Below are 24,539 nucleotides of genomic sequence, written 5' to 3' on the forward strand. Positions count from 1 at the left end.
GCTTGCGGGAGGGACAGGCGCGCAGCGCCAGGGTGGGGAGAGTCGTGCACTCCCCACCCCCGCTCGGNTNCGCCGAGTCGCCCCCTCCCGCAAGCGGGAGTGGGGTCTGTGAGCGCGCCCGTTCTCGACACCAAGATCAACACCGACAGCGACGAATTCCGCGCGCGCTCGGCACATAATCGCGCGCTGCGTGACGAACTGCGCGCCCGCGTCGGCAAGGCGGCACTGGGCGGCAACGAGAAATCGCGCGAACGGCACACGTCACGCGGCAAGCTCCTCCCCCGCGACCGCGTCGAACGCGTACTCGATCCCGGATCGCCGTTCCTCGAGATCGGGCAATTGGTCGCGAACGGCCTATACGATGACGAGGTGCCCGGCGCGGGCATGATCGCGGGCATCGGCCGTGTGTCGGGCCGCCAGTGCATGATCGTGTGCAACGACGCGACGGTGAAGGGCGGCACTTACTACCCCCTGACCGTCAAAAAGCATCTCCGCGCGCAGGAAATCGCCACCGAAAACCGTCTGCCCTGCATCTACCTCGTCGACAGCGGCGGCGCGAACCTGCCGCACCAGTCCGAAGTCTTCCCCGACCGCGACCATTTCGGCCGCATCTTCTTCAATCAGGCGAACATGAGCGCGAAGGGCATCCCGCAGATCGCCTGCGTCATGGGCAGTTGCACCGCCGGCGGCGCTTACGTCCCGGCGATGTCCGACGAGAGTATCATCGTCCGCGGCCAGGGCACGATTTTCCTCGCAGGGCCACCGTTGGTGAAGGCGGCGACGGGCGAGGAGATTTCGTCCGAGGATCTGGGCGGCGGCGATCTGCACGCACGCAAATCGGGCGTGGTCGATCACCTTGCCGAAAACGACGAACATGCGCTGAGCATCGTCCGCGACATCGTTTCGACCTTCGGTGAGTCCACGGGTTTCGACGCCGCGCTCAAGGAACCGCGCGAGCCCAAATACGACGCCAAAGAGCTGTACGGCATCATCCCCGAGGATGTCCGCGCGCCGTATGACGTTCACGAAATCATCGCGCGCATCGTCGACGGGTCCGAATTCCACGAATTCAAGGCGCTCTATGGCAGCAGCCTCGTCTGCGGTTTCGCGCATATCTGGGGCATCCCCGTCGCGATCCTTGCGAACAACGGCGTGCTGTTCAGCGAAAGCGCGGTGAAGGGCGCGCACTTCATCGAACTCGCGCAGCAACGCAAAATCCCGCTCCTCTTCCTCCAGAATATCTCCGGCTTCATGGTCGGCGGTAAATACGAAGCCGAAGGCATCGCCAAGCACGGCGCCAAACTCGTCACCGCCGTCGCCACCGCCAGCGTGCCCAAAATCACCGTGCTGATCGGCGGCAGTTTCGGCGCGGGCAATTACGGCATGGCGGGCCGGGCCTATTCGCCGCGGTTCCTCTTCAGCTGGCCCAATGCGCGGATCAGCGTGATGGGCGGCGAACAGGCGGCATCGGTTCTGGCGACAGTCCACCGCGACGCGGACAAATGGACGCCGGAGGAAGCCGAAGCGTTCAAGGCCCCCGTCCGCCAGAAGTACGAGGACGAAGGCAACCCCTATTACGCCACCGCCCGCCTGTGGGACGACGGCATCATCGACCCCGCGCAGACGCGCGATGTGTTGGGCCTGGCCTTCGCCGCAACGCTTAACGCGCCGATAGACGAGGGAGCACGCTTCGGCGTGTTCCGGATGTGAGCGGGGCAGAGCCAATACCTCCCCGGTACGGGGAGGGGGACCGCGCGGCAACGCCGCGTGGTGGAGGGGTTCTCAACGCGAGCGCCACCGCCCGGCAAATTGCCAAACGCGAGAGACGCTCGGGCAACCTCCCGGAAGTGCTCGTCTGGCGCGAACTGCGAAAGCGTCCGGGCGATCACAAGTTTAGGCGGCAACACCCCCTGAGCGAACTCATCCTCGATTTCGTTTGCCTCGATCGCCGCCTTGCGATTGAGATCGACGGCCAGTCGCACGATCACGGTGATCGGCCGGTTAGAGATGAGCATCGCGACGCCTATCTGCAGTCGCGCGGTTTCGCCGTCCTTCGGATCCCCGCCCGCGAAGTGCTCCGGGATCTCGACAACATCATCCGTGGCATCGTCCATGCGTGTGACGAACGCCAACCCCTCCACCACGACGCTACGCGTCGCGGTCCCCCTCCCCGTGCCGGGGAGGTATTGGAACCAGCATGATCCTAATCTCAATCGCCCTCGCCGTCACGCCCATCGCGCCCATCGTGAAGGGCACTGCCCTCCCCCCGCCGGAAACCGCCGAGGGCGCGGTGATGGCGCCGATCACGACGCTGCTCGATGCGCTGACCCACAAAGACGGCGCGGCGATGCTCGCGGTGACGTTGCCCGAGGGTTCGATCACCGCCGCGCGCGTCGAAGCCGATGGCTCGCATAGCCACAAAACCTTGCGCTGGGCCGATTTCGCCGCCGTGATCAAACCCGGCGGCCCGCGCATCGTCGAAACGCTCGGCACTCCCGCGATCGAGATCGACGAGGATGTCGCCATGGTCTGGGCGCCGTATACCGTCACCGCCGACGGCACGCTGTCGCATTGCGGCTACGACCATTTCGACCTGGTCCGCAGCGGCGGCGCATGGAAGATCCTCAACATCACCTATTCGCACCGCACGACGGGCTGCGCGCCGCAATGATCAAGTCGCTGCTCATCGCCAATCGCGGGGAGATCGCCTGCCGTATCATGCGAACCGCCCGGGCGATGGGTATTCGCACCGTCGCGGTTTATTCGGATGCCGATGCCAAGGCGCTGCACGTGCGTCAGGCGGACGAGGCGGTGCATATCGGCGCGTCGCCCGCGCGCGAAAGCTATCTGGTCGGCGAGAAGATCATCGCGGCGGCAAAGCAGACCGGGGCGGAGGCGATTCACCCGGGCTATGGTTTCCTCAGCGAAAATGCCGGCTTTGCGCAGGCGGTGATCGACGCCGGGCTGATCTGGGTCGGCCCCGCCCCCGCCAGCATCACCGCGATGGGCCTGAAGGACGCCGCCAAGGAACGGATGATCGCCGCGGGCGTCCCCGTCACGCCCGGCTATCTCGGTGCGGACCAAGCGCCCGCGCGGCTGAAAGCTGAGGCCGACACCATCGGCTATCCCGTGCTGATCAAGGCGGTCGCGGGCGGCGGCGGCAAGGGCATGCGCCGCGTCGATGACGGCACCGCCTTCCTCGACGCGCTCGAAAGCTGCAAACGCGAAGCCGCCTCCTCCTTCGGCGACGACCGCGTGCTGATCGAGAAATACATCCTCTCGCCGCGCCACATCGAAGTGCAGGTGTTCGGCGACACGCATGGCAATGTCGTACACCTGTTCGAACGCGACTGCAGCCTGCAGCGCCGCCACCAAAAGGTCATCGAGGAAGCCCCCGCCCCCGGCATGGACGAACGCACGAGGGCAGAGCTGTGCGCTGCAGCGGTGCGCGCCGCCAAGGCGGTCGATTATGTCGGCGCGGGAACGATCGAGTTCATCGCCGATGCGTCAGAAGGCCTCCGCGCCGACCGCATCTGGTTCATGGAAATGAACACGCGGCTGCAGGTCGAACATCCCGTGACCGAGGAGATTACCGGCGTCGATCTGGTCGAATGGCAATTGCGCGTGGCGTCCGGCGAAGCCATTCCGCTCAAGCAGGATGAGCTCAGCATCAACGGCTGGGCGATGGAAGCGCGCCTGTATGCGGAGGATCCCGCAAGAGGCTTCCTTCCGTCTACCGGCAAGCTGACGGACCTGCACCTCGACGATCAGGTTGCCCGAATAGAAACAGGTGTGGATCGCGGCTCGGAAGTTTCGCCTTTCTACGATCCGATGATCGCCAAGCTTGTGACCAAGGGCGCGACTCGGGACGAAGCGATCGAGCGGCTGGCCTTTACTTGCGATGACACGCTGACTTGGCCTGTGCGGAACAATGCAGGCTTTTTGGCTGCGTTGCTGCGTCACCCGGACTTTGCTGCCGGTCGTATCGATACGGGCTTCATCGCCCGCGAAGGCGACGCGCTATTGGAAAGCGCGACAATCAGCGATGCACTGCTCGATACGGCCGCAGTCAGCGTCTTTCTCGCCAGCGGCGGTTCGCGTGGCGCGTTCGACCGGCATGATGAAGAGGCATCGGGCGACCCTTGGAGTGACGCGCTAGGGTTTCGCCTCAACCGCGCCGCCAACACCAACGTCTGGATGCTCGCTGACGGTGAACTGCGTCAAGGCGATGCACGTGCGCGTGCCACCGGTGCCGGATCGCTACTATGGCGCTCGGACGACGGCACGATCATTGTTGATCGCGGCTGGCCCCACATCTTCGCCGCGCCACGAACTTCGGGAGTTGCGGGCGCAACAGGCGGAGACGGCTCCATCCTCGCCCCCATGCCTGGCCGCGTCACCTCGGTCGATGTCGCGGCGGGCGACGCTGTGACAAAGGGCCAGAAACTCCTCACCCTCGAAGCGATGAAGATGGAACACGCGCTCACCGCGCCGTTCGACGGCGTGGTTGCCGAACTCAATGCGAGTGCGGGCGAGCAGGTTCAAGTCGATGCCATGCTTGCGCGGATCGAACCGAACCAGTAGCGTTTCGAAACTAACATTGCAGAGGAGAGACTCGATGTTCACGCACGTCATGGTCGGATCGAAGGATCCGGAACGCAGCCGCAGTTTCTACGACAAGGTGCTCGGCGCACTCGGCATCGGGCCCAGCCAGTCGCCTCCCGGTGCGGGCCGTCACTTTTACGGCGACATGACCAAGGGCGGCGCATTCGGCGTCGGCACCCCGGCAGAAGGCGAGCAGCAGCACGCCAATGGCGGCACCATCGGCTTCATCGCGCCGTCGTCACAGCACGTCGATGCCTTTCATCAGGCTGGCCTCGACAACGGCGGCTCATGCGAAGGAAAGCCGGGCAAGCGTGAAGGTGCTCCCGGATCACCCTATGGCGCGTATCTGCGCGATCCGGATGGCAACAAGATTTGCGCCTTCGCGCCACCCGGACGTTAAGCCCGCAGGCGTTCGATCGCCTGGGCCAGCGCGACGTACAGCTTGCCCATATCCGACGACAGGAGGGTCACGCCGAGCGCGTGGCCCTCTCGCGTCGACAGCACCTGGCGCAGCATCGCTTCGAAGTCGTGGACGTAGCGGTTCACCCCGTCGCGGAAATCGGGGTCTTCGCCATAATAGGTCGCGACCGTGCGCGCCTCGCCGCCCGACAACAGCCGTACCGCGCGCCGCGTAAACACCCCGCGATCGCCGCGCAGATAGGCGTCCCATGCGGTGTCGGCGATCTCGGTCGACAGCAGTTTGGCGACGTCGATCGCGGTCGAATTGAGCGACTCGACGAGCAACGCAACCTGCGCCGACAAATCGCGCCGCACGTCCGCCGCCGCGACCCGTTCGTCGAGCGCCAGCAATTGCTGGTTGATCCCGGCGCTGGCCGATTGCGACACCGCGACCGCGCGTTCGATTGCCGCCGCGACCGCACCGACGCTCGCCTCGACCTCGTGCGCCACCGCGTCGGCGAGCGCGCGTCGCGCCTCGTCGCTGAGCCGCGCCACGGCATCGGGAATCGCGTTGGTGATCGCTTCGCGCGCTTTGTCGGCGGAGCTGGCCGCGACTTCGCGCACCCGCAACAGCGCATCGACCAATTGACCGCCGGCCTGTTGGCTCAGCGCTTCGGCGGTCGCGAGCGCCGCCGCCAAGGTCTCACCCAATTCGGCGGCGCTGCGCCCGCTGTCGCTGAGGCCCGCCAAATGACCCGCGGCGCGTTCGGCGTCGCCCGCCAAGGCGCGGATTTGCGGGGTGATCTCGTTCGCCGTCTCGCCCGCCGCATGCAGCCGCTGGCTCGCGCCGTCGAGCAGCATCGGCAGCGCCTCGCCCAGATCGCGCGCACCGGCATCGAGCGCGCGCAACCGCGCCTCGGCACGGCCCAGAACCTCGTCATGCCCGGTGAACGATCCGAGTCGCGCGTCGACGTCCCCTAAGGCCCCGGCAAGATCGGTCAGGACGCCGCGCGTCGCCTCACTCTGGCTTTCGAGCAGCGCACCCAAGGCCGCGACACGGTCTTCCAGTTCGGCAATGCGCGCCTGCGCCGCCACCCCGGCTTGTTCGCCGCTGCGCGCAATCGCCTGTTCGGCCGAACCGACAAACGCCTCGAGCGCCGCGCCTTGTGCCGCGAGGCCCAGCCGCACGCCCTCGGTCGCCTGGTGCGCGCGGTCGAGCGCCGCATCGACCCCCTCGGTCAACGCGGCGGTCGCGCCGGCAATCGCCTCGCGCGCCTGCACAGCTTGCTCGGCCGCACGTGCATTGCCGTCGCTCAGCGCCGCGGCGCTGGTCTCCGCAAGCACCTTGGCGTCGTGGCTTTGCGTCGCCAGCGCGCCGACTTGCGCAGTCAGCGCTTCGGCATGGCCCAGCGCGCTGCGCGCTGCCAAATCGATTTCCGCCGCCATTTCGCGCGTCTGGATATGCGCCTTGGGCACGTCGCCGAGCAGCAGCGCCATGTCGGCGCGCGCCACGGCGGTAGCTTGCTTGAGCGCATTGGCATGGCGCGAGAGGAGATCGAGATCGCCGCGCAGTGTCTCGCTCATCGCGCGCATGTCGGTCGCCGCACGTTCGCCCGTCGCGCCCAGCGCCGCGCCGCCTTCTTCGATCTGCGCGCGCTGGATGATGATGCGGTCGGTCGCGGCATCGATGGACGCCTGCATATTGGCCTGCTCGCCGCGCAATGCCTGGATCATCAGCCGCAACCGCCGAGCCTCCGCCCGGCTGCCGCGCGCGAACAGGGCGTAGAGCCCGGCGAAAAACAACAGCGGCACCAAGGCGATCACCGTCAGCGCCGCCGCCCCGCTCGCGGGCGGAAGCGACGCGCGCAATTCGGGCAGCACCATCAGCGCGACGAACGCCAGCCACGCCGCGCCCGCCAGCGCCAGAATGCCGAGCAACGCCGGACTGCGCCAGTCGCGCGTCGGCGCCTCGGGTGCGTAACCCGGCTCGACATACGCCTCCACCGCGTCCTCCTCAAAAGGCCGGTGCAGGCCGACGACTCTCGCTTCCCCCGTCATGGCGCTGGCGTAACACGAACGTCGCACAGCCGTAAGCGGCGGCTCGACAAATTTGCCGCTAGTGGCCAATCGGGCGGCTGGAGGACGGCGTGGCGCTGATTGGGTTGATCGATCTGGAGGACCCGCTCGACGCGCGGGCCGAGGCGGCGCTGCACCGCGCGCTGCGCGAAGCGGGCGTCACGCGCATCGCGACGCCGGGCGAGGCCGCGAAGTTCGACCGGGGCGATCGCGTGCTGCTGGTCGGGGCCGACACCCTTATCGACAGCGCGATGATCGCAGCGATGGCCGAGGGGCCGACGTCCACGCTCGCGTGCCTGCCCAACGAGGTCGACACCTCGCATTACGAATTGATCGACGGCGCAACCCGCTGGGCCGGATGGGCTGCGCTGCCCGGCGATATGGTGGCGGAGACCGCACAGACGCTCGATCCCGATTGGTCACTCGCTTTGACCCTGGTGCGCCGGGCGGTCCAGCACGGCGCATTGCGCGTCGATGCCGGTCGCGCGGGTGCCCTGATCGATTTGAGTGCAGGGGATGCAGTCGCCGCAATCGACGAGGCGCGGTTGCGGACGGCGATGCGGCCCAAGGCAGGCATTTGCGGGCGGATCGTCGAACGCGCGGCATTGTTCATTGCCGACACGTTGCTCGGCGTCGAGCATAATCTGCGCTGGATCGGCGGGGCGACGGCGGCGTTGCTTGGCGGGTTCGGCGCCGCCCTGGCTTACGGCTGGATCGCTCCGGCGGCTGTGAGCTTCATCCTGCTCACGATTTCCACGCGCGCCTGGCGCGGGCTGACCCTCGTCGCGGGCCGGCCATTGCCGTGGCTCGATCATGCCGTCGATGCCGCCGCGCTCGCGGGACTGGCCGCTGCGACCGGCTGGGCGTGGACGTCGAGTGGACAATGGGGTGTCGTGCCGCTGGCCATCGTCCTCGCCGCCGACACGGCAATGGCGGCGGAGGATGAGGCGGACGCAGCCGCGCCCTTGTGGTGGCGTGGCGACCCGCCCGCTTATGCCGCGATCCTGCTCGCCGGATCACTCGCCGGGCATCTTGTCCCCGCATTGGTCGCGGCGACCGTTTATGCCTCAGCCAGCTTTGCCGTGGCGCGGCGCCGCCTCCGCGTTCAGCGCTTGTCGATCGAGACGTAATCGCGCGCGGTCGCGCCGGTGTAGAGCTGGCGCGGGCGGCCGATCTTCTGTTCGGGGTCCGAGATCATCTCGTTCCACTGCGCGACCCAGCCGACGGTACGCGCGAGCGCGAACAGCACGGTGAACATCGTCGTCGGGAAGCCGATCGCCGACAGGATTACGCCCGAATAGAAATCGACGTTCGGGAACAGCTTTTTCTCGATGAAATACGGATCGCTCAGCGCCATTTCCTCGAGCGCGATGGCGACGTCGAACACCGGATCGGTGACGCCCAATTCGCCGAGCACTTCGCGCACCGTCTGCTGCATCACCGTCGCGCGCGGATCGTAATTCTTGTACACGCGGTGGCCGAAACCCATCAGGCGGAACGGATCGTCCTTGTCCTTGGCGCGGGCGATATATTCGGGGATGCGGTCGACCGTGCCGATCTCGTGCAGCATGTTGAGCGCAGCTTCGTTCGCCCCGCCATGTGCCGGACCCCACAGGCAGGCAATGCCCGCCGCGATGCACGCGAACGGGTTGGCGCCCGACGACCCCGCCAGACGCACCGTCGACGTCGACGCGTTCTGTTCGTGATCGGCATGGAGGATGAAGATGCGATCCATCGCCTTTTCGACGATCGGGTTGACCTCATACGGCTCGGCCGGGTTGCCGAAGGTCATGCGCAGGAAATTGCCGGTGTAGGACAGGCTGTTCTGCGGATACACGAACGGCCGGCCGACGCTGTATTGATATGCCATCGCCGCGATCGTCGGGATCTTGGCGATCAGCCGGTGCGACGCGATGAGGCGCTGGTTCGGATCGGTGATGTCGGTCGAATCATGATAGAAAGCCGACAGCGCGCCGACGACACCGCACATGATCGCCATCGGATGCGCGTCGCGACGGAATCCGCGGAAGAATGACGACATCTGGTCATGGACCATCGTGTGGCGCGTGATCGTGCCGCTGAACTTCGCAAGCTCGTCCTTCGACGGCAACTCGCCATTCAACAGGAGGTAGCATACCTCCATATAGCTCGATTTTTCGGCCAGATCGCCAATGGCATAGCCGCGGTGGAGCAACACGCCCTCGTCGCCGTCGATATAGGTGATCGCCGACTGGCACGCAGCGGTCGAGGTGAAGCCCGGATCGTAAGTGAACGCGCCGGTCTGCGCATAGAATTTGCGGATATCGACGACATCGGGCCCGACGGACCCGTGCATCACCGCATAATCCTGATCCTTGCCGCCCAAGGCGATCTTTGCGGTGTCAGCCATGAGTCTCTCCTTGCGGCGGTGCAGCAATCGCATTGCGCCGGTTTAAGCTATCGTCAAGCCGCCCGAACGACTCCTCTCGGCCGAGCAGTGCCAGCACGTCGTAAATACCCGGTGAAGTGCTCCGCCCGGTGAGCGCCGCACGCAGCGGTTGGGCGACTTTACCGAGGCCGATACCGGCGGTTTCGGCGACTTGCTTGATCGGCGGCTCGAGGTTTTCGGCGGTCCAGTCGAGCACCGGGTCGATCGCCGCACGGACCTGTGCCACCAGCGCTAGTCCGGCGTCGTCGAGCAGGCCCGCCGCCTTTTCCTCAAGCGGAAGCGGACGTTGTGCGAACAGGAACGCGGCGCCGTCGGCCAGCTCGTTGATCGATTTGGCGCGGACCTTGAGAAACGGCATCGCCTTGGCAAGCAACGCCGTCGCCCCGGCGGAGGCCGGGGCCGCTAAAGGCGGTCGCGCTCCAACGCCAGCGGCCTGCGCCGGGGCGACGCGCTCTGCCACCAGCCCCGCCAGACGCGCATCGTCCGCTTCGCGCAGATAATGGCCGTTCATGTTTTCGAGCTTCTTGATGTCGAAGCGCGAGGGCGAACGCCCGACATCCTTGATGTCGAACCACTCGGTCGCCTGTTCGCGGCTGATATACTCGTCGTCGCCATGGCCCCAGCCGAGGCGGAGGAGATAATTCGACAGCGCCTCGGGCAAAATGCCCATTTCGTCGCGATACGCCTCGACGCCCAGCGCGCCGTGGCGCTTGCTGAGCTTGGCCCCATCCTGCCCGTGGATCAGCGGGACGTGCGCGTAAATCGGCTCCGCCCATCCCATTGCATGGATCAGCGCCAACTGGCGGAACGCGTTGTTGAGGTGATCGTCGCCGCGAATGACATGCGTCACGCCCATATCGTGATCGTCGACGACGACCGAAAGCATATAGGTTGGCGTACCATCCGAGCGCAGCAGGACCATATCGTCCAGTTCGGCATTGGCGACGGTGACTTCGCCCTGGACCAGATCCTGAATGCGCGTCTCACCCGTCCGCGGCGCGCGCAGACGGATGACGAACGGCAGATCGGGCGTATCGGTTCGATCGCGCCAACGCCCGTCGTAACGCAGCGGTTGCTTGTTGGCGCGCTGCTCCGCACGCATCGCCTCAAGCTCTTCGGACGTCGTATAGCAGCGATAGGCATGCCCCGCCGCGAGCAGTTGGTTGGCGACCTCGGCATGACGATCCGCACGCGCGAACTGATAAATTTCCGGCCCGTCCCAATCGAGCGCGAGCCAGCGCATCCCGTCCAGAATCGCCTCGATCGCCGCGTCCGTCGACCGCGCGCGATCAGTGTCCTCGATGCGCAGCAGGAAATCGCCACCGTGATGACGCGCGAACAGCCAGTTGAACAACGCAGTGCGCGCGCCGCCAATGTGCAGGAAGCCGGTTGGTGACGGCGCAAATCGGGTGACAACCTTACTGGTTGCCGGAACAGTTGCGCTCAAGCGCCAAGTCTCCATGAATGCGGCCATGGCCACGGTGATCGACGCGCGCCCTAGCATGGCAACCAAGGGGCTTCAAACGCTCGGGTTGCACATGCATCCGCGCCATTGGGGCCCGCGCGTCGAAGCATGGCTGGAGGTCGAGCGCGACCAATTGTTCCTGTGGACGCCGGTGATGCTGGGCGTCGGCGTGGCGGCGTGGTTTGTCTTGCTGTCGCCGGTCGAGTGGTTGGCGTTTCTGGGCTTGTGCGCGGGTGTCGCGTTGGTCGCAGCAGTCGCGGCGAGCGGGACGCGTCTGCGACGCGCCTTGCTGTGGAGTGCGGCACTCGCGGCACTTGGCTGCGGGCTCAGCTGGGGGCGCGCGGAACGCGTCGCCGCGCCGGTGATCGCGCGTCCGACGATCGCGCAGCTTTCCGGGCGTGTCGAACGCATCGACTTGCTTCCCGCACGCGGTACCATGCGCCTGACCCTCTCGGGATTGGGTGCGGGATTGCCCGATCATGTCCGCGTGTCGGTACCGCTCGATCCGGCGCCACCAGCCGTCCATGAAGGCGATGCGGTCAGCTTGCGTGCGCGGCTCGTTGCGCCGCAGGAACCCGCCGTTCCGGGCGGCTATGATTTCGCACGCATCAGCTGGTTTCAAGGGCTGGGCGGCGTCGGCAAGGCGCTGGGGCCCATCACCGTGACACCCGCCCCGCGCGGCGGACCCAGCCTGCGCGAACGCCTGTCGGCGCACATCCGCGCACAGATCGACGGCAGCGCGGGTGGCATCGCGTCGGCTTTCGCCAGTGGCGACCGCGGCGGCATCGCGCAAAGCGACGAAGAGGCGATGCGCGACAGCGGCCTGACGCATTTGCTGTCGGTCAGCGGCCTGCACATCTCGGCGGTGGTCGGCGCGGCGTTTTTCCTGACGCTCAGATTGCTCGCTTTGTGGCCGCGTCTGGCGCTGCGCCTGCCGCTGGTGGCGATTGCCGCCGGTGCAGGCGCGGCGGCGGGGATCGGCTATACCCTGCTCACCGGCGCCGAAGTGCCGACGATCCGCAGTTGCGTTGCGGCCGTTCTGGTGTGCGTCGGGATCGTCCTCGGGCGCGACGCCTTCACGCTGAGGCTGGTCGCGGCGGGGGCGCTGGCGGTGTTGCTCGCCTGGCCCGAGAGCTTGGTCGGCCCCAGCTTTCAGCTCAGCTTTGCCGCCATCGCGACCATCGTCGCGCTCCACGAAATACCCGCCGTCAAGGCCCGCTTCGCCAAGCGTGACGAGGCATGGTGGGGCAAGGTCGCTCGCGAAATCGGCGCCTTGCTCCTGACGGGCCTGGCGGTCGAAATCACCCTCGCCCCGATTGCGCTGTTCCATTTCCACAAACAGGGGCTGTTCGGCGCGTTGGCGAATATCGTCGCGATACCGCTGACAACGTTCGTCACCATGCCGCTCGAGGCGCTGGCCCTGCTGTTCGACACGGTTGGTCTCGGCACGCCGTTCTGGTGGGCGACCGGCAAGTCGCTCGACCTGCTGCTGTGGATCGCGCGCAGCGTCGCCGCCTGGCCCGGCGCGCGCGCGGCGCTGGCCGACATGCCGCTGGGGGCCTTCGCGCTGATTATCGGTGGCGGAATATGGCTGATCTTGTGGAAGACACGCGCGCGGCTGTTCGGTCTATTCCCGCTCGCCGCCGGCGTGCTGATCGCCGCTGCCGCGCCGCCGCCCGACCTGATCGTCACAGGTGACGGCAAGCATCTCGCGGTGCGGCAGACGGACGGCAGCTATGCGATCCTGCGCGACCGCGCGGGGGATTACGTCCGCCAGGTGCTCGCCGAACGCGGCGGGACGCTGGCGGAGTTGAGCGATCTCGACGGCAGCGACGGCGCATCGTGCAGTGCCGACCTGTGCCGCGCCACGCTGAGCAGCGGCGGGCGTTCATGGCGCGTGATGGCGACAAGAACGCCTTATCTTGTCGATCGACCGTTGTTCGAAGGCGAGTGCGCTGCTGCGGATATCGTCGTCAGCGACCGCCGCTTGCCCTATTGGTGCCGCCCGCGCTGGTTGAAAGCCGATGCCGTATTGCTCGCCAAAACCGGCGGACTGGCCATCGCGCTGAGCGATCAATCGGTCGCCACGGTCAGGACACCCGGCGACGCGCACCCGTGGGTCCGCGCCGCCGAGGCCAATTTCAATAGCGGCGGAGCAAACCGGCGAGGCGGCCCTGCACGCGGACGCGGTCGGCGCGATACCGCTGCGCCTCGTAACGCGCATTCGCCGGATCGAGGCGAACATTCCCGCCCCCTTCCGCATGGAAATATTTGAGCGTCGCTTCGCTGTCGTCGACCAGCGCGACGACGATATCGCCCTCGCGCCCGGTCTCCGTCTTGCGGATCAAGGCGAAGTCGCCGTCGAGAATACCCGCCTCGACCATCGAATCGCCCGAGACCTCGAGCGCATAATGTTCGCCCGGGCCGAGCAAGGCGGCGGGAACCTGCAAAATGCTTTGTCCTTCGATCGCCTCGATCGGCGCACCCGCGGCGATGCGGCCATGCAAGGGCAAGTCGATGACGTCGTTTGCGGGCATAGGTATCTTGGGCGCCGCGACCTTCGCGCGCGCCTTTGCAACTTGCGGCCCGCGCTCGGGCGAACGCACGACTTCGAGCGCACGGGCACGATTGGGCAGACGCTTCAGAAACCCGCGCTCCTCCAGAGCCGAAATCAGGCGATGGACACCCGATTTGGACTTGAGGGTCAGCGCTTCCTTCATCTCCTCGAACGAAGGCGAGATACCGGTTTCGGCGAGCTTGTCCTCGATATAGCAGATTAGTTGGTGCTGTTTGCGCGTCAGCATGCCTGCGGACTCCCATGGTCACGGAACGTTCCAGACCGTTTATGTTCGCATTTGTTCCCCGTCAAGACCCCGTCAACAGCCGTGACGTAGCGGCAGCAAGGTCGTCCTGACGCATCAAACTTTCGCCGACGAGGAAGCAGCGCACGCCATGCGCCGCCATCGCCGTCAGATCGGCATGGCTGCCCAACCCGCTTTCGGCGACGAACGTGCAGCCCGCAGGCGCGCGACCGACCAGTTCATACGTGCGCTCAAAACTCACCGAGAAATCGCGCAGGTCGCGGTTGTTGACCCCGATCAGCCGGGATCGAAGGTTCAGCGCGCGCTCCAGTTCATGCGCGTCGTGCACCTCGACCAGCACGTCCATGCCGCGCTCGATCGCCGCCGCTTCGATTTCCGCCATCGCCCCGTCGTCCAGGGCGGCGACGATGATCAGGATCGCATCCGCGCCGATCGCGCGGCTTTCGGCGACTTGCCACGGATCGATCAGGAAGTCCTTGCGGATCACCGGCAGACCGCACGCGGTGCGGGCCGCGACGAGGAAGTCTTCATGCCCCTGAAAATAATCGGCATCGGTCAGCACCGACAGGCACGCCGCGCCGCCCGCGGCATAATCGCGGGCATGCGCGGCGGGATCGAAATCGGCGCGGATCAGCCCCCTGGATGGCGACGCCTTCTTGATCTCGGCGATCAGTCCGAACCCCGGCGCGGCATCGAGCGCCGCGCGAAACCCGCGTGGCGGCGTCTGCGCGGCGGCATCGCGGTCCAGAGCCCCGAGCGAACGCAGCGGCTTTCGTGCCGCGACTTCGCCGCGCTTGGTGTCCAGAATCTGCGCGAGAATGGTCATGCGCAGTACGCGATCCAGCAATCGAGCAGCGCCTTGGCGAGCCCCTTGTCGACCGCTTCCGCCGCTTCCTCGACCCCGTCCTGCCAGTCGCGCGCGTGTCTTGCGACGATCAGGGCGGCGGCACTGTTGAACAGCACGGCGTCACGATAGGCGCCATTCTCGCCCATCAACAGCCGACGAAGCGCCTGCGCGTTATAAGCCGCATCGCCGCCCCGGATCGCGGTCAGCGGATGAGTGGGAAGGCCGGCATCGGCTGGCGTGATCCGCTCGGGCGGGTGGCCCAACCTTATCACCGTGCTCGGGCCGCCGATCGACAGTTCATCCAGCGGTTCGTCGCCCGCGACCAAAATCGCATCCTCCGTGCCGAGCATCGCCAGCGCGTCGGCGTAGATCGGCAGGTAATCGGGCCGTGCGATGCCGATCAATTGCCGCCGCACCCCCGCCGGATTGCACGCCGGGCCCGTCAGGTTGAAGATCGTGCGTCGCTGGATCGATCTGCGGATCGGCGCGAGCCGGGCAAGTGCTGGATGGTGTTTTTGCGCGAACAGAAACGCAATGCCGAACTCGGCAAGCGTCGCTTCGGCAGTTTCGGACGCGCGATCGAGGTCGAGCCCCAGGGCTTCGAGCGTGTCGGCCCCGCCGGCCTGGCTCGATGCGGCACGGTTGCCGTGCTTCGCGACCGGCACGTCGCATGCCGCAACCACGATCGCTACTGCGGTGGACACGTTGAGGCTGTTGCTCATGTCGCCACCCGTGCCGCACACGTCAATCGCGCCGTCGGGCGCGGCGACGCGGATCATCCGCGCGCGGATTGCGCGAACGGCGGCGGCGATTTCGATCGCGGTTTCGCCGCGCAACGACATCGTCAGGATGAAGTCGCGCGCGGCATCGTCGCCAACCGCGCCATCGAGCAGTGCGTCGAACGCGGTCGTCGCCTGTTCGGGGCTAAGCGGTTGCGCCGCGTCGGGCAGGGTCATGCAAGCGCCTTTACCGGCAATCCGGCGATGCTCATGAAATTGGCGAGCAGGGCATGGCCATGTTCGGTGGCGATGCTTTCGGGATGGAATTGCACGCCGTGGATCGGCAGCGTCGCGTGGCGCAGGCCCATGACGCTGCCGTCGGGTGCGGTTGCATTGACGAACAAGGCGGTGGGCGTATTTTCGACGATCAGCGAGTGATAGCGCGTGGCGGCAAATGGCGACGGCAGCCCGGCGAACAGCCCGGTACTGTCATGCGTCACTGGCGACGTCTTGCCGTGCATCAGGCCGCCGCGCGCGACGCGTCCGCCAAAATGCTGGCCGATCGCCTGATGGCCCAGGCACACGCCGAGGAGCGGCTTGCCCGCATCGGCGCAGGCCGCGACGAGTTCGAGGCTGACACCCGCTTCGTTCGGTGTCCTCGGTCCCGGCGAGATCAGGAACGCGGACGCCCCGCTCGACAAGGCCTGCCCCGCCGAAATCGCGTCGTTGCGGACCACCTCCACCTCCGCGCCGAGCTCCAGCAGATAATGGACGAGGTTGAAGGTGAAGCTGTCGTAATTGTCGATGACGAGGATCATGGACTCGGCGTGGCCAAAAGCTTGGCGAGGTCCGCCTGCCAGAATTTGCCCCAGGTATGCGTGCCGTGGCCGTGGGTTTCGGTGCTGGCGGGGATCAGGCGGAACGTGGCGCGCGGCATGCGCTTCACTTCGCGCTCGGCGATGCCGAGTTCTGGCGGATTGATGAAATCGTCGCCCGAGTTGATCCACAGGACCGGCACCGTGATGCGCTCCAGATTCGCCGACGGGTCGTAGTTGCGCGAGGCATCGTACCAATAGATCGAATCATTGGCGTCCACGCCCCTGCCGCGACTGGCGAAGGCGGCGGCGAGCGCGGCCTCGGCCTTTTCGCGCGTCGGGAATTGTGCCTGCAGCGCTGACGCGTTGCCCCCGGCGATGATCGACAGGTCGGTGACCGTGCGCATCGCCTGCGCGGGCTGATCCTTATACTCGCCACCCAGCCAGGCGGGATCGGCCTCGATCGCGTCGATTGCCATCTTGCGCCACATGCGGTTGCGTCCGGCGATCGCGACGGACTGACAGGCAAAGGGGGCAAGGCGCCTGGCGAAGCCCGGATGCGCCTCGCCCCACACGAAGGCGTGCATGCAGCCCATCGACGTACCGAGGATCAACTGGAGGGATTGCACCCCCAGCCCCTCGGTCAGCATCCGCCGCTGCGCCTCGACCATGTCGTCATAATCGTAACGCGGGAATTTCATGTGCAGCCCGTCGCTGGGCTTGGACGAGCCGCCGTGCCCCAGATTGTCGGGCAGGATAACGAACCATTTGGCGATATCGAGCGGCTGGCCGCGGCCGTAAAGTTCGTCGGCAAATTGCGTGACGAGGAACTGCTTGCCCGTCCCGCCGGTGCCGTGAAGCACCATGATCGCATTGTCGATCTGCCCTTTGGCATCGCGGTGCGGTATGCCGAGCGTGGTGTAATGCATCCGCACTTCGGGGAGCTTTTCGCCCGATTTGAATGCGAAATCGCGGAGGGCGACGTCCCCTTCCTTGGTCGGCCATTGCCGGGCCTGCGGGGCGGCGGGCGAGGTGACCGGTTGCGCCTTTTGCACGATGGCCGGGGCGGCGACGAACAACCAAGCGAGGGCGATGATCAGGCGGGTCATGCTGGACGCTTTACGACGCAGTGCGGGGCGCGCAAACCGATACCGTGATCCGCAAATTGTTCCTGACCCTGCTGTTCGTCGTGCCAGCGGGCGCTTTGGCGCACGAAATGTGGCTTGCCCCCGCCGCCTTTCGTTATTCCGGGACGCAGGCCGTGGTGCCAACCCGCTTTCTGGTCGGTGACGCCGCCGACATCACGCCATGGCGCGTCGCGTGGGACAAGGTGGTGTCGCTCCGCAGCTATGGTCCGACCGGCATCGTCGATCAGCAGGCCAACCTTCGGCCCACGATGCCTTCGCTTGAGGCGGCTGCCGAAGTACAACTCACTGGGACAGGCACGCATATTGTCGCAATCGAGACGTATCATGCGGAGATTACGCTGCCCGCAAGCGCGTATAATGCCTATCTCGCCGAGGATGGCCTGACACCCGCCATCGAAGCCCGCCGCGCCGCGCATCTGGAGGCCCGGGACGGGCGGGAAGTCTATTCGCGACGCGCCAAAATGCTCGTCCAGCTTGGCCCGCGACCGACCGGCAATGTCACGCAGCCGATCGGCCAAACGTTGGAAATCGTGCCGCTCGCCAATCCGTTCGCGCTGCACAACGGCGACGTGCTCGCCGCACGTATTCTCTATCTCGGCAAGCCGCTCGATGGAGCGAAAGTCATGTTCGCCGATCTCGACCGGCCCGCCTCACCGCCCATATTCGCGCAATCGCGCGGCGGCGGTATCGTTCGGTTTGTCGCTGCAGGAAAAGGTCGTTCGCGACTTAGCGTGGTGTGGACCCGTGCGCTGGACGGCAATCCACGCGCCGATTTCGAGACGATCTTTTCCAGCCTGACGTTCGGTTACTGACCAAAGCCCGCTTCACCCGCCAGCCGGATTGCTTCGCGCGCGGCGGCAAACAGCGCGCCGGATTTGGCTTCGCATTCGCGCTGTTCGTTTTCGGGGAGGCTGTCGGCGACGATGCCCGCCCCGGCCTGGACGTGCATCGTGCCGTCCTTCACGACGGCGGTGCGTAGAACGATGCAGCTGTCCATGCTGCCGTCGGGGCTAAAATAGCCGACGCCACCGGCATAGGCCCCGCGCGTTTCGGGTTCGAGTTCGGCGATGATTTCGCAAGCCCGCACTTTCGGCGCGCCGCTGACGGTCCCCGCCGGGAAGCCCGCGAACAAGGCGTCGAGCGCGTCCTTGCCCGCGGCCAGCCGCCCCGTGACGTTGGAGACGATGTGCATCACATGGCTGTAGAATTCGACCATATAGCTGTCGGTGACGGTGACGCTGCCGCCCTCGGTCACGCGGCCGACATCGTTGCGGCCTAGGTCGAGCAGCATCAAATGTTCGGCGCACTCCTTGGGATCGGCCAGCAGTTCGGCGCGGTTGTCGGCATCCTCGCGCTCAGATTTCCCGCGCGGACGTGTGCCGGCGATGGGGCGGATGGTGACCTCTCCATCGCGGACGCGAACGAGGATTTCGGGTGACGAGCCGATCAGCGCGAAGCCTGGCAGGTCGAGATGGTAGAGGAACGGCGACGGGTTGATCCGGCGGAGCGCGCGGTAGAGGTCGAACGGCGGCAGTGCGAACGGCGTGGTGAACCGCTGGGCGAGGACGACCTGGAAGATGTCGCCGGCGGCGATGTAGTTTTGCGCGGTGGCGACCATGGCGGCGTAGCGCGCTGCGTCGAGCACCGGCGTCGTCCCGGCGGAGACCGGGACCGCTAATGTGCGAGCGCGACCGTCGTGAGCGGCCCCGGTCTTCGCCGGGGCGACGAGTTTCGCCATCGCGGTCTCGATCCGCTCGATCGCGCGATCCACATCTCCGTTCGGCCACACTGGTGCGACGAAGAAGAGTTGGTCGGCCAGCCTGTCGAACACCAGGATCAGCGTCGGCCGCACGAACATCATGTCCGGCAGGCCGATGGGATTGGCGGGCGGACGCGGCAGCCGCTCGATCAGCCCGACCGTCTCATAGGCGAAATAACCGACCAGCACCGCCAGCGCCGGAGGCAATTCGGGCGGCACGTCGAGGCGGCACTCGGCGACCAGCGCACGGAGCGCGCCGATCGGCTCCCCCGCCCCGGCGAAGGCATCGCGGTCATGCGCCCAGTCGCGATTGATCGCCGCGCCATCGCCATCGGCGCGAAAGACGAGATCGGGTGCGAGGCCGAGGAGGCTGTACCGCCCGCGCGATCGCCCGCCTTCGACCGATTCGAGCAGGAAATCGCCGCGTCCCGGCTCGATCAGCTTGAGCGCGGTGGACACCGGCGTTTCGGTATCCGCGACGATACTGCGCCAGACGAGCGCACCGCGCCCGTCCGCGAGCACCATCCGCGCGTCTGCATCGCTCATCGGCGAGCGGTCATTGCGCTCCGCCGGCTAGGCTCCGCTTGACCGCCGAAATCTTGGACGCGTCCCGCTTCACCCCGACCTGGGTGCGAACCGCGTTCATGAATTGCTGAACATATTCGTCGCCCGCGCTGCGCGACAACGCCTGTTGCACGCTCTGCACCAGCCCGCCCGCTTCGGCGAGGTTACCGGGCTCGACCTTGTCGACCGTGACAACAACCCAGCCGCCATTGTTCGGCGCGGCCAGCGTTTTGGCGCGGCCCGGGGCAATCGCGAACATCAGGGCCAGCGGCGGCGGCGCCCGGCCCTGATCGCGCAGGATTTCGAGGCGGCGCCCCCCCAGTGGCTGGACCGGCGGCAGCTTGACGCCCGCAGCGGCAACCGCCTGCGCCAGCCGTGTGCCGCTATTGACCGCGGCGGCGATTGTGTCGGCGACACGCTTTGCGGCCTGCTTGGCGCGGTCGATCTTGTAATCGACCAGCAGGCCATCGCGGATCATGGCGAACGGCCGCGCTGCCGACGGCACGACCTTTTCGAGCTTCCAAAAGGCGAATTTGCCGTCGGCGATCGTTGCCACCTGCGGATCGTCGTCGGGTTCAGCCCCGAACGCGTCGCGGACCATCCCGGCATATTCGGGGGGCAGTTTGTACGCGACATTGTCCGGATCGGTCGCCGTCGCGGTCAGCGCGGGCGATTGCGACACCGTCAGTCCGTTTGTTTTGGCGACATCGTCGAACGTCGCGCCACCATCGATCGCATCCTGCATCTTGGCGACGCGATCGGCGACCAGGTCATTGGCCTTTTTCGTGGTCAGCCGCGTGACGATTTCGGTGCGCGCCACCGCCAGGGTCTTGGCTGCCTTGTCGACCACCTGATCGACGCGGAACACGACGAAGCCGAGCGGCGAGCGCAACGGCCCGCCGACTGCGCCCTTCGGCGCGGCGAACACCGCCGCCGCCACCGCGTCGCCCGAAATCTTGGTCAGACCCGCGCGATCGGTAGGCGGCAAGGTCAGCGGTTCGAGCCCGAGCGGCTTTAAGGCATCGGCGAACGACGCGCCGCCCTTGATCCGTGCGAACACCGCGTTGGCCGCAGCCTGATCGGCGATGACCGCTTGCGTGATGCCGCGCGTTTGGCTGGCACCGTAAAGCTGCGCGTTGCTCTTGTAATCGGCGGCAATCTCCGCCTCGGTCGGGACCGCATCGGCACCCACCGACGTCCGGTCGAACACCGCGTAACGCAGGATGCGGCGCTCCGGGACCGTGTAGTTTTTCAGATTGGTGCGATAAAATGCCGTCAATTCCGCGTCGGTCGGCGCCTGCAAGCTGGCAAAGGCGGCGGTCGGCACCGACGCCATTTTCCCGTCGCGCCGCTCGACCAGCAACGCGGCATAAGGCGCGACCAGATTGGCGGGCATCCGCGCACCGCCGCTGACCGGGATCAGCAGTTGGCGGGTCAGCGCTTCGCGTGCGAAATCAGCGCGCAATTCGCCCTCGTTGATCTTGCGCTGCGACAGGACGCCGAGGAAGGTGTTGCGGTCGAATTGGCCGGTCGGGCCGTTGAACGCGGGGATCGAAGCGATCTGCCCGTCGACCAGCTTCTTCGACGCGACCATGCCATTGGCGGCCGCGAATTCCTCGACCGCCCGGCCGTTGACCAATTGATCGAGAACTTCATCGACCCCGCCGCCCGCGACGAATCCGGCCATGTCGAGCGTCGGATTTTGCGCGCGGTTGGAATCGAGCGCGAGTTTGGCGCGGCGCTCGACCTCGACTTCCGAAATCGAGATCGACCCCGCCTTGGCGACACCGCCGCCGGTGCCGCTGGCCAGATTGCCGATCCCGCCGCTGCCGCCGACACCGGTGACGATGAACGCGAGCATGATGACGGCGAACAGCGCGAGCACCGGCGGCGAGGTTAAATATTTGCGAAAGATCTTGAGCATCGTGCGGCCTTGAGCGAATTTCGGTTCGCCCATAGTGCGGCGCGATGCACACACGCAAGCTGATCGCCGGAAACTGGAAGATGCACGGCACCCTTGCCGCATTGTCCGAACTCGAAGCCATTGTCGCCGCGACTCATGATGACGTGGATGTGGCGATCTGTCCGCCCTTCACGCTGATCGCGCCCGCCGCCGCGCTGGCCGGAGCAGTACGGATCGGCGCGCAGGATTGCTCGCCCCAGCCGCAGGGCGCGCATACCGGCGATATTTCGGCGGCGATGCTGGTCGAAGCCGGTGCCACTTTGTGCATCGTCGGGCATAGCGAGCGCCGCGCCGATCATGGCGAAACCGATGCGGTCGTGCGCGCCAAGGCCGAGGCCGCGCTCGACGCAGGAATGCAGCCGATCGTCTGTGTCGGCGAAACGCTCGAACAACGCGATGCGGGTCAGGCCGTCGAGGTCGTCGAGGGGCAACTCGACGGATCATTGCCCGAAGCGTTCGAACGCTGCGTCGTCGCGTACGAACCGGTCTGGGCGATCGGCACCGGACGCACCCCGTCCGCCGACGATGTCGCGGCGATGCACGCGGCGATCCGTGCGAAGGTCGGGCCGGACGTGCGGATTCTGTACGGCGGGTCGGTCAAGCCGTCGAACGCCGCCGAATTGCTTCACGTCGCCAATGTCGATGGCGCGTTGGTCGGCGGGGCGAGCCTGACCGCCAGGGATTTCGTGCCGATCATCAGATCTGCATAGTCGTCGTCCCGGCGAAGGCCGGGACCGCTAAAGGCGGTCGTGCTTCGCCGCCAGCGGCCCCGGCCTTCGCCGGGGCGACGGGAGCGTTGCGATTCGCCGCTCGCGTCCTTATGTGGCGCGGCATGTTGACCTTCCTTCTTGTCGTTCAGGCGATCGTCGCCGCTGCCCTTGTCGGCGTCATTCTGATGCAGCGTAGCGAAGGCGGCGGGCTGGGCATGGGCGGCAGCCCGTCGGGCCTGATGTCCGCGCGTGGCGCCGCCGATTTCCTGACCCGCGCGACGACGATACTCGCCAGCGTGTTCGTCATTCTGTGCATCGTCATGGCGGTGATTTCGGCACATCGCGCGGCACCCGGTACGGTCGATACGTCGTTGAAGGGCGCGGTTTCCGGCCAGCCAACTCCCGCCGCGCAACCAGCGGCGAACAAGTCACCGGTCCCTCTCGGCGGCCAGGCGACTCCAGCGCCACAGCCGGCCACGCCGGCCCCTGGAAACGCGCAATAAACTGACAAGCGGGTTGCGCGGACGGGGTCCGCGCGGCTAAGCCCATTCTCCCATGGCGCGGTTCATTTTCATAACCGGCGGCGTGGTTTCGTCGCTTGGCAAAGGTCTTATGGCGGCGTCGCTCGCGGCGTTGTTGCAGGCGCGCGGCTACAGCGTGCGTATCCGCAAGTTCGACCCCTATCTCAACGTCGATCCAGGCACGATGAGCCCGTATCAGCATGGCGAAGTGTACGTCACCGACGACGGGGCGGAGACCGATCTCGACCTCGGTCATTACGAGCGCTTTACGGGCGTCGCGTCGCGCCAGTCGGACAACATCACTTCGGGCCGGATTTACCAGCAAATCATCCAGCGCGAGCGGCGCGGGGATTATCTCGGTGCAACGGTGCAGGTCATTCCGCACGTCACCGACGCGATCAAGGCGTTCGCGCTCGACCAGACTGAAGATGTCGATTTCGTGTTGTGCGAGATCGGCGGGACCGTCGGCGACATCGAATCGCTGCCGTTCATTGAAGCGATCCGTCAGCTGCGGAACGATCTGGGTCGCGGTAACAGCGTGTCGATCCATTTGACGCTGGTGCCGTACATCGCGGCGGCGGGCGAGCTAAAGACCAAGCCCACGCAGCACAGCGTGCGCGAATTGGCGGCTTTGGGCGTTCAGCCCGACGTGCTCGTCTGCCGCTGCGAACACCCGCTACCGCAGAGCGAACGCGACAAGATCGCGCAATTTTGCAACGTGCGGAAAGAGGCGGTGATCCCCGCGCTGGACGCCAAATCGATCTATGGCGTGCCGATGCAATATCACGCCGAGGGGCTCGATTCGGAGGTGCTGCGCGCCTTTGGCGAGGAACCGGGCGCGGCACCGCCGCTCGATCGCTGGATCGACATCATGGACCGGCTGCACAATCCCGAGGGCGAAGTGACGATCGGCGTGGTCGGCAAATATGTCGGGCTGCAGGACGCGTATAAGTCGCTGACCGAGGCGCTGGTCCATGGCGGCATCGCCAATCGCGTGAAGGTGCGGATCAACTGGCTCGACGCCGAACTGTTCGCGGCAAACCCCGCGGACGTGGCGGCGATGCTCGAGCCGGTCCACGGCATCCTCGTCCCCGGCGGGTTCGGCGAGCGCGGTTCCGAAGGCAAGATTTCGAGCGTGCAATTCGCGCGCGAACGACGCGTGCCGTTCTTCGGCATCTGCCTCGGCATGCAGATGGCGTGCATCGAAGGCGCGCGGAATCTCGCGGGGATCGCATCGGCCTCGACCACCGAATTCGGCGAAACCGATGAACCGGTGGTCGGCCTGATTACCGAATGGATGAGCCCCGAAGGCCTGGAGAGCCGCCATGCCGATGGCGACCTTGGCGGCACGATGCGGCTCGGCGCCTATGATGCAAAGCTCGGCGGTAACAGCCGCGCGGCGACGATTTATGGCGGCACCGAAATCAGCGAGCGCCACCGCCACCGCTACGAAGTCAACGTCCATTATCGCGAGGCATTGGAAAAACAGGGCCTGATCTTTTCCGGACTGTCGCCCGACGGCGAACTGCCCGAAATCGTCGAGCGGCCCGACCATCCGTGGTTCGTCGGGGTGCAGTTCCATCCCGAACTGAAGTCCAAGCCCTTCGCGCCGCATCCGCTGTTCGCCAGTTTTATCGAGGCGGCGGTCGCCCAATCCCGGCTGGTCTGACGCATTTCAGTCTAGCGTTGTCAGTTCGC

20 protein-coding genes and 1 pseudogene are annotated in these 24,539 nt (G+C 66.3%); 11 read left to right on the forward strand and 10 right to left on the reverse strand.

From position 1 onward, the window contains the following. The first annotated feature begins 108 nt into the window (after window positions 1-108). Genes ACM9ME_RS08960 through ACM9ME_RS08980 form a run of 5 tightly spaced genes read left to right on the forward strand, consistent with a single transcriptional unit; the run spans window position 109 to window position 5,005 of the window. Window positions 109-1,710 (forward strand): carboxyl transferase domain-containing protein, encoded by a 1,602-nt coding sequence (locus ACM9ME_RS08960; RefSeq protein ID WP_415643121.1) that lies wholly within the window; start codon window positions 109-111, stop codon window positions 1,708-1,710. Next, a complete protein-coding gene (locus ACM9ME_RS08965; RefSeq protein WP_415643122.1) occupies window positions 1,707-2,201 on the forward strand; it encodes an endonuclease domain-containing protein in 495 nt (164 codons plus the stop codon). Before ACM9ME_RS08960 ends, ACM9ME_RS08965 begins: the two co-directional genes overlap by 4 nt. Beyond that, on the forward strand, window positions 2,198-2,671 hold the full coding sequence (locus tag ACM9ME_RS08970) for a nuclear transport factor 2 family protein (RefSeq protein ID WP_415643123.1): 474 nt from the start codon (window positions 2,198-2,200) through the stop codon (window positions 2,669-2,671). Before ACM9ME_RS08965 ends, ACM9ME_RS08970 begins: the two co-directional genes overlap by 4 nt. Beyond that, the gene (locus tag ACM9ME_RS08975) at window positions 2,668-4,584 is read left to right on the forward strand and encodes an acetyl/propionyl/methylcrotonyl-CoA carboxylase subunit alpha (RefSeq protein WP_415643124.1); all 1,917 of its coding nucleotides are present in this window, start codon (window positions 2,668-2,670) and stop codon (window positions 4,582-4,584) included. The genes ACM9ME_RS08970 and ACM9ME_RS08975 overlap by 4 nt, the downstream gene beginning before the upstream one ends. 34 nt (window positions 4,585-4,618) lie before the next feature. Then, a complete protein-coding gene (locus ACM9ME_RS08980; protein ID WP_415643125.1) occupies window positions 4,619-5,005 on the forward strand; it encodes a VOC family protein in 387 nt (128 codons plus the stop codon). On the opposite strand, the gene ACM9ME_RS08985 is transcribed toward ACM9ME_RS08980, so the two are convergent. Beyond that, a complete protein-coding gene (locus ACM9ME_RS08985; RefSeq protein ID WP_415643126.1) occupies window positions 5,002-7,008 on the reverse strand; it encodes a coiled-coil domain-containing protein in 2,007 nt (668 codons plus the stop codon). The two genes, ACM9ME_RS08980 and ACM9ME_RS08985, sit on opposite strands and share 4 nt — an antisense overlap. Before the next feature lie 143 nt (window positions 7,009-7,151). Between ACM9ME_RS08985 and ACM9ME_RS08990 the strand changes: the two genes are divergently transcribed. Continuing rightward, on the forward strand, window positions 7,152-8,210 hold the full coding sequence (locus tag ACM9ME_RS08990; protein WP_415643127.1) for a hypothetical protein: 1,059 nt from the start codon (window positions 7,152-7,154) through the stop codon (window positions 8,208-8,210). On the opposite strand, the gene gltA is transcribed toward ACM9ME_RS08990, so the two are convergent. After that, window positions 8,186-9,469 (reverse strand): citrate synthase, encoded by a 1,284-nt coding sequence (gene gltA / locus ACM9ME_RS08995; RefSeq protein ID WP_415643128.1) that lies wholly within the window; start codon window positions 9,467-9,469, stop codon window positions 8,186-8,188. The two genes, ACM9ME_RS08990 and gltA, sit on opposite strands and share 25 nt — an antisense overlap. After that, entirely contained in the window at window positions 9,462-10,970 is a 1,509-nt protein-coding gene (gene gltX, locus ACM9ME_RS09000; RefSeq protein ID WP_415643224.1) for a glutamate--tRNA ligase, read from the reverse strand. The genes gltA and gltX overlap by 8 nt, the downstream gene beginning before the upstream one ends. 157 nt (window positions 10,971-11,127) lie before the next feature. Here gltX and ACM9ME_RS09005 point away from each other — a divergent pair. After that, window positions 11,128-12,573: pseudogene (locus tag ACM9ME_RS09005) on the forward strand (ComEC/Rec2 family competence protein); the annotation flags it as partial. A 541-nt stretch (window positions 12,574-13,114) separates the two neighbouring features. Here the strand turns inward: ACM9ME_RS09005 and lexA are convergent. The 5 genes from lexA to ACM9ME_RS09030 all read right to left on the reverse strand — a co-directional run bounded on the left by lexA (window position 13,115) and on the right by ACM9ME_RS09030 (window position 17,285). Continuing rightward, a complete protein-coding gene (gene lexA, locus ACM9ME_RS09010; protein WP_415643129.1) occupies window positions 13,115-13,777 on the reverse strand; it encodes a transcriptional repressor LexA in 663 nt (220 codons plus the stop codon). 61 nt (window positions 13,778-13,838) lie between these two features. Continuing rightward, complete coding sequence (gene trpC, locus ACM9ME_RS09015) at window positions 13,839-14,621, reverse strand: indole-3-glycerol phosphate synthase TrpC (RefSeq protein WP_415643130.1); 783 nt, start codon at window positions 14,619-14,621, stop codon at window positions 13,839-13,841. After that, window positions 14,618-15,598 carry an anthranilate phosphoribosyltransferase gene (gene trpD / locus ACM9ME_RS09020; protein ID WP_415643131.1) on the reverse strand — a complete coding sequence of 327 codons (981 nt, stop codon included), beginning with the start codon at window positions 15,596-15,598 and terminating at the stop codon, window positions 14,618-14,620. The genes trpC and trpD overlap by 4 nt, the downstream gene beginning before the upstream one ends. Beyond that, window positions 15,595-16,179, reverse strand: coding sequence for an anthranilate synthase component II (locus ACM9ME_RS09025; RefSeq protein WP_415643132.1), 585 nt, complete (start codon window positions 16,177-16,179; stop codon window positions 15,595-15,597). Before ACM9ME_RS09025 ends, trpD begins: the two co-directional genes overlap by 4 nt. After that, a complete protein-coding gene (locus ACM9ME_RS09030; protein WP_415643133.1) occupies window positions 16,176-17,285 on the reverse strand; it encodes an alpha/beta fold hydrolase in 1,110 nt (369 codons plus the stop codon). Before ACM9ME_RS09030 ends, ACM9ME_RS09025 begins: the two co-directional genes overlap by 4 nt. A 44-nt stretch (window positions 17,286-17,329) precedes the next feature. Here ACM9ME_RS09030 and ACM9ME_RS09035 point away from each other — a divergent pair, with 44 nt between their 5' ends. Next, complete coding sequence (locus ACM9ME_RS09035) at window positions 17,330-18,136, forward strand: DUF4198 domain-containing protein (RefSeq protein WP_415643134.1); 807 nt, start codon at window positions 17,330-17,332, stop codon at window positions 18,134-18,136. Here ACM9ME_RS09035 and ACM9ME_RS09040 read toward each other — a convergent pair. Continuing rightward, window positions 18,130-19,629, reverse strand: coding sequence for an anthranilate synthase component I family protein (locus ACM9ME_RS09040; protein WP_415643135.1), 1,500 nt, complete (start codon window positions 19,627-19,629; stop codon window positions 18,130-18,132). The two genes, ACM9ME_RS09035 and ACM9ME_RS09040, sit on opposite strands and share 7 nt — an antisense overlap. 10 nt (window positions 19,630-19,639) lie before the next feature. After that, window positions 19,640-21,571, reverse strand: coding sequence for a peptidylprolyl isomerase (locus ACM9ME_RS09045; protein WP_415643136.1), 1,932 nt, complete (start codon window positions 21,569-21,571; stop codon window positions 19,640-19,642). A gap of 44 nt (window positions 21,572-21,615) precedes the next feature. Here ACM9ME_RS09045 and tpiA point away from each other — a divergent pair, with 44 nt between their 5' ends. From tpiA to ACM9ME_RS09060, 3 genes are all read left to right on the forward strand, one after another. Continuing rightward, a complete protein-coding gene (tpiA, locus tag ACM9ME_RS09050; protein WP_415643137.1) occupies window positions 21,616-22,320 on the forward strand; it encodes a triose-phosphate isomerase in 705 nt (234 codons plus the stop codon). Window positions 22,321-22,442: 122 nt separating this feature from the next. Then, window positions 22,443-22,823, forward strand: coding sequence for a preprotein translocase subunit SecG (gene secG / locus ACM9ME_RS09055; protein ID WP_415643138.1), 381 nt, complete (start codon window positions 22,443-22,445; stop codon window positions 22,821-22,823). A 52-nt stretch (window positions 22,824-22,875) separates the two neighbouring features. Continuing rightward, a complete protein-coding gene (locus ACM9ME_RS09060; RefSeq protein ID WP_415643139.1) occupies window positions 22,876-24,510 on the forward strand; it encodes a CTP synthase in 1,635 nt (544 codons plus the stop codon). The last annotated feature ends 29 nt before the right edge of the window (window positions 24,511-24,539 follow it).

Source organism: Sphingomonas antarctica (assembly GCF_965137005.1).
GTDB classification, from domain to species: Bacteria; Pseudomonadota; Alphaproteobacteria; order Sphingomonadales; family Sphingomonadaceae; genus Sphingomonas_O; species Sphingomonas_O antarctica.

Coding starts and splice junctions, on each gene's coding strand:
- ACM9ME_RS08970 (WP_415643123.1), top strand. CDS start 2,198: ATGATCCTAATCTCAATCGCCCTCGCCGTCACGCCCATCGCGCCCATC.
- ACM9ME_RS08975 (WP_415643124.1), top strand. CDS start 2,668: ATGATCAAGTCGCTGCTCATCGCCAATCGCGGGGAGATCGCCTGCCGT.
- ACM9ME_RS08980 (WP_415643125.1), top strand. CDS start 4,619: ATGTTCACGCACGTCATGGTCGGATCGAAGGATCCGGAACGCAGCCGC.
- gltA (WP_415643128.1), bottom strand. CDS start 9,469: ATGGCTGACACCGCAAAGATCGCCTTGGGCGGCAAGGATCAGGATTAT.
- gltX (WP_415643224.1), bottom strand. CDS start 10,970: ATGGAGACTTGGCGCTTGAGCGCAACTGTTCCGGCAACCAGTAAGGTT.
- lexA (WP_415643129.1), bottom strand. CDS start 13,777: ATGCTGACGCGCAAACAGCACCAACTAATCTGCTATATCGAGGACAAG.
- trpC (WP_415643130.1), bottom strand. CDS start 14,621: ATGACCATTCTCGCGCAGATTCTGGACACCAAGCGCGGCGAAGTCGCG.
- trpD (WP_415643131.1), bottom strand. CDS start 15,598: ATGACCCTGCCCGACGCGGCGCAACCGCTTAGCCCCGAACAGGCGACG.
- ACM9ME_RS09025 (WP_415643132.1), bottom strand. CDS start 16,179: ATGATCCTCGTCATCGACAATTACGACAGCTTCACCTTCAACCTCGTC.
- ACM9ME_RS09030 (WP_415643133.1), bottom strand. CDS start 17,285: ATGACCCGCCTGATCATCGCCCTCGCTTGGTTGTTCGTCGCCGCCCCG.
- ACM9ME_RS09040 (WP_415643135.1), bottom strand. CDS start 19,629: ATGAGCGATGCAGACGCGCGGATGGTGCTCGCGGACGGGCGCGGTGCG.
- ACM9ME_RS09045 (WP_415643136.1), bottom strand. CDS start 21,571: ATGCTCAAGATCTTTCGCAAATATTTAACCTCGCCGCCGGTGCTCGCG.
- tpiA (WP_415643137.1), top strand. CDS start 21,616: ATGCACACACGCAAGCTGATCGCCGGAAACTGGAAGATGCACGGCACC.
- secG (WP_415643138.1), top strand. CDS start 22,443: ATGTTGACCTTCCTTCTTGTCGTTCAGGCGATCGTCGCCGCTGCCCTT.
- ACM9ME_RS09060 (WP_415643139.1), top strand. CDS start 22,876: ATGGCGCGGTTCATTTTCATAACCGGCGGCGTGGTTTCGTCGCTTGGC.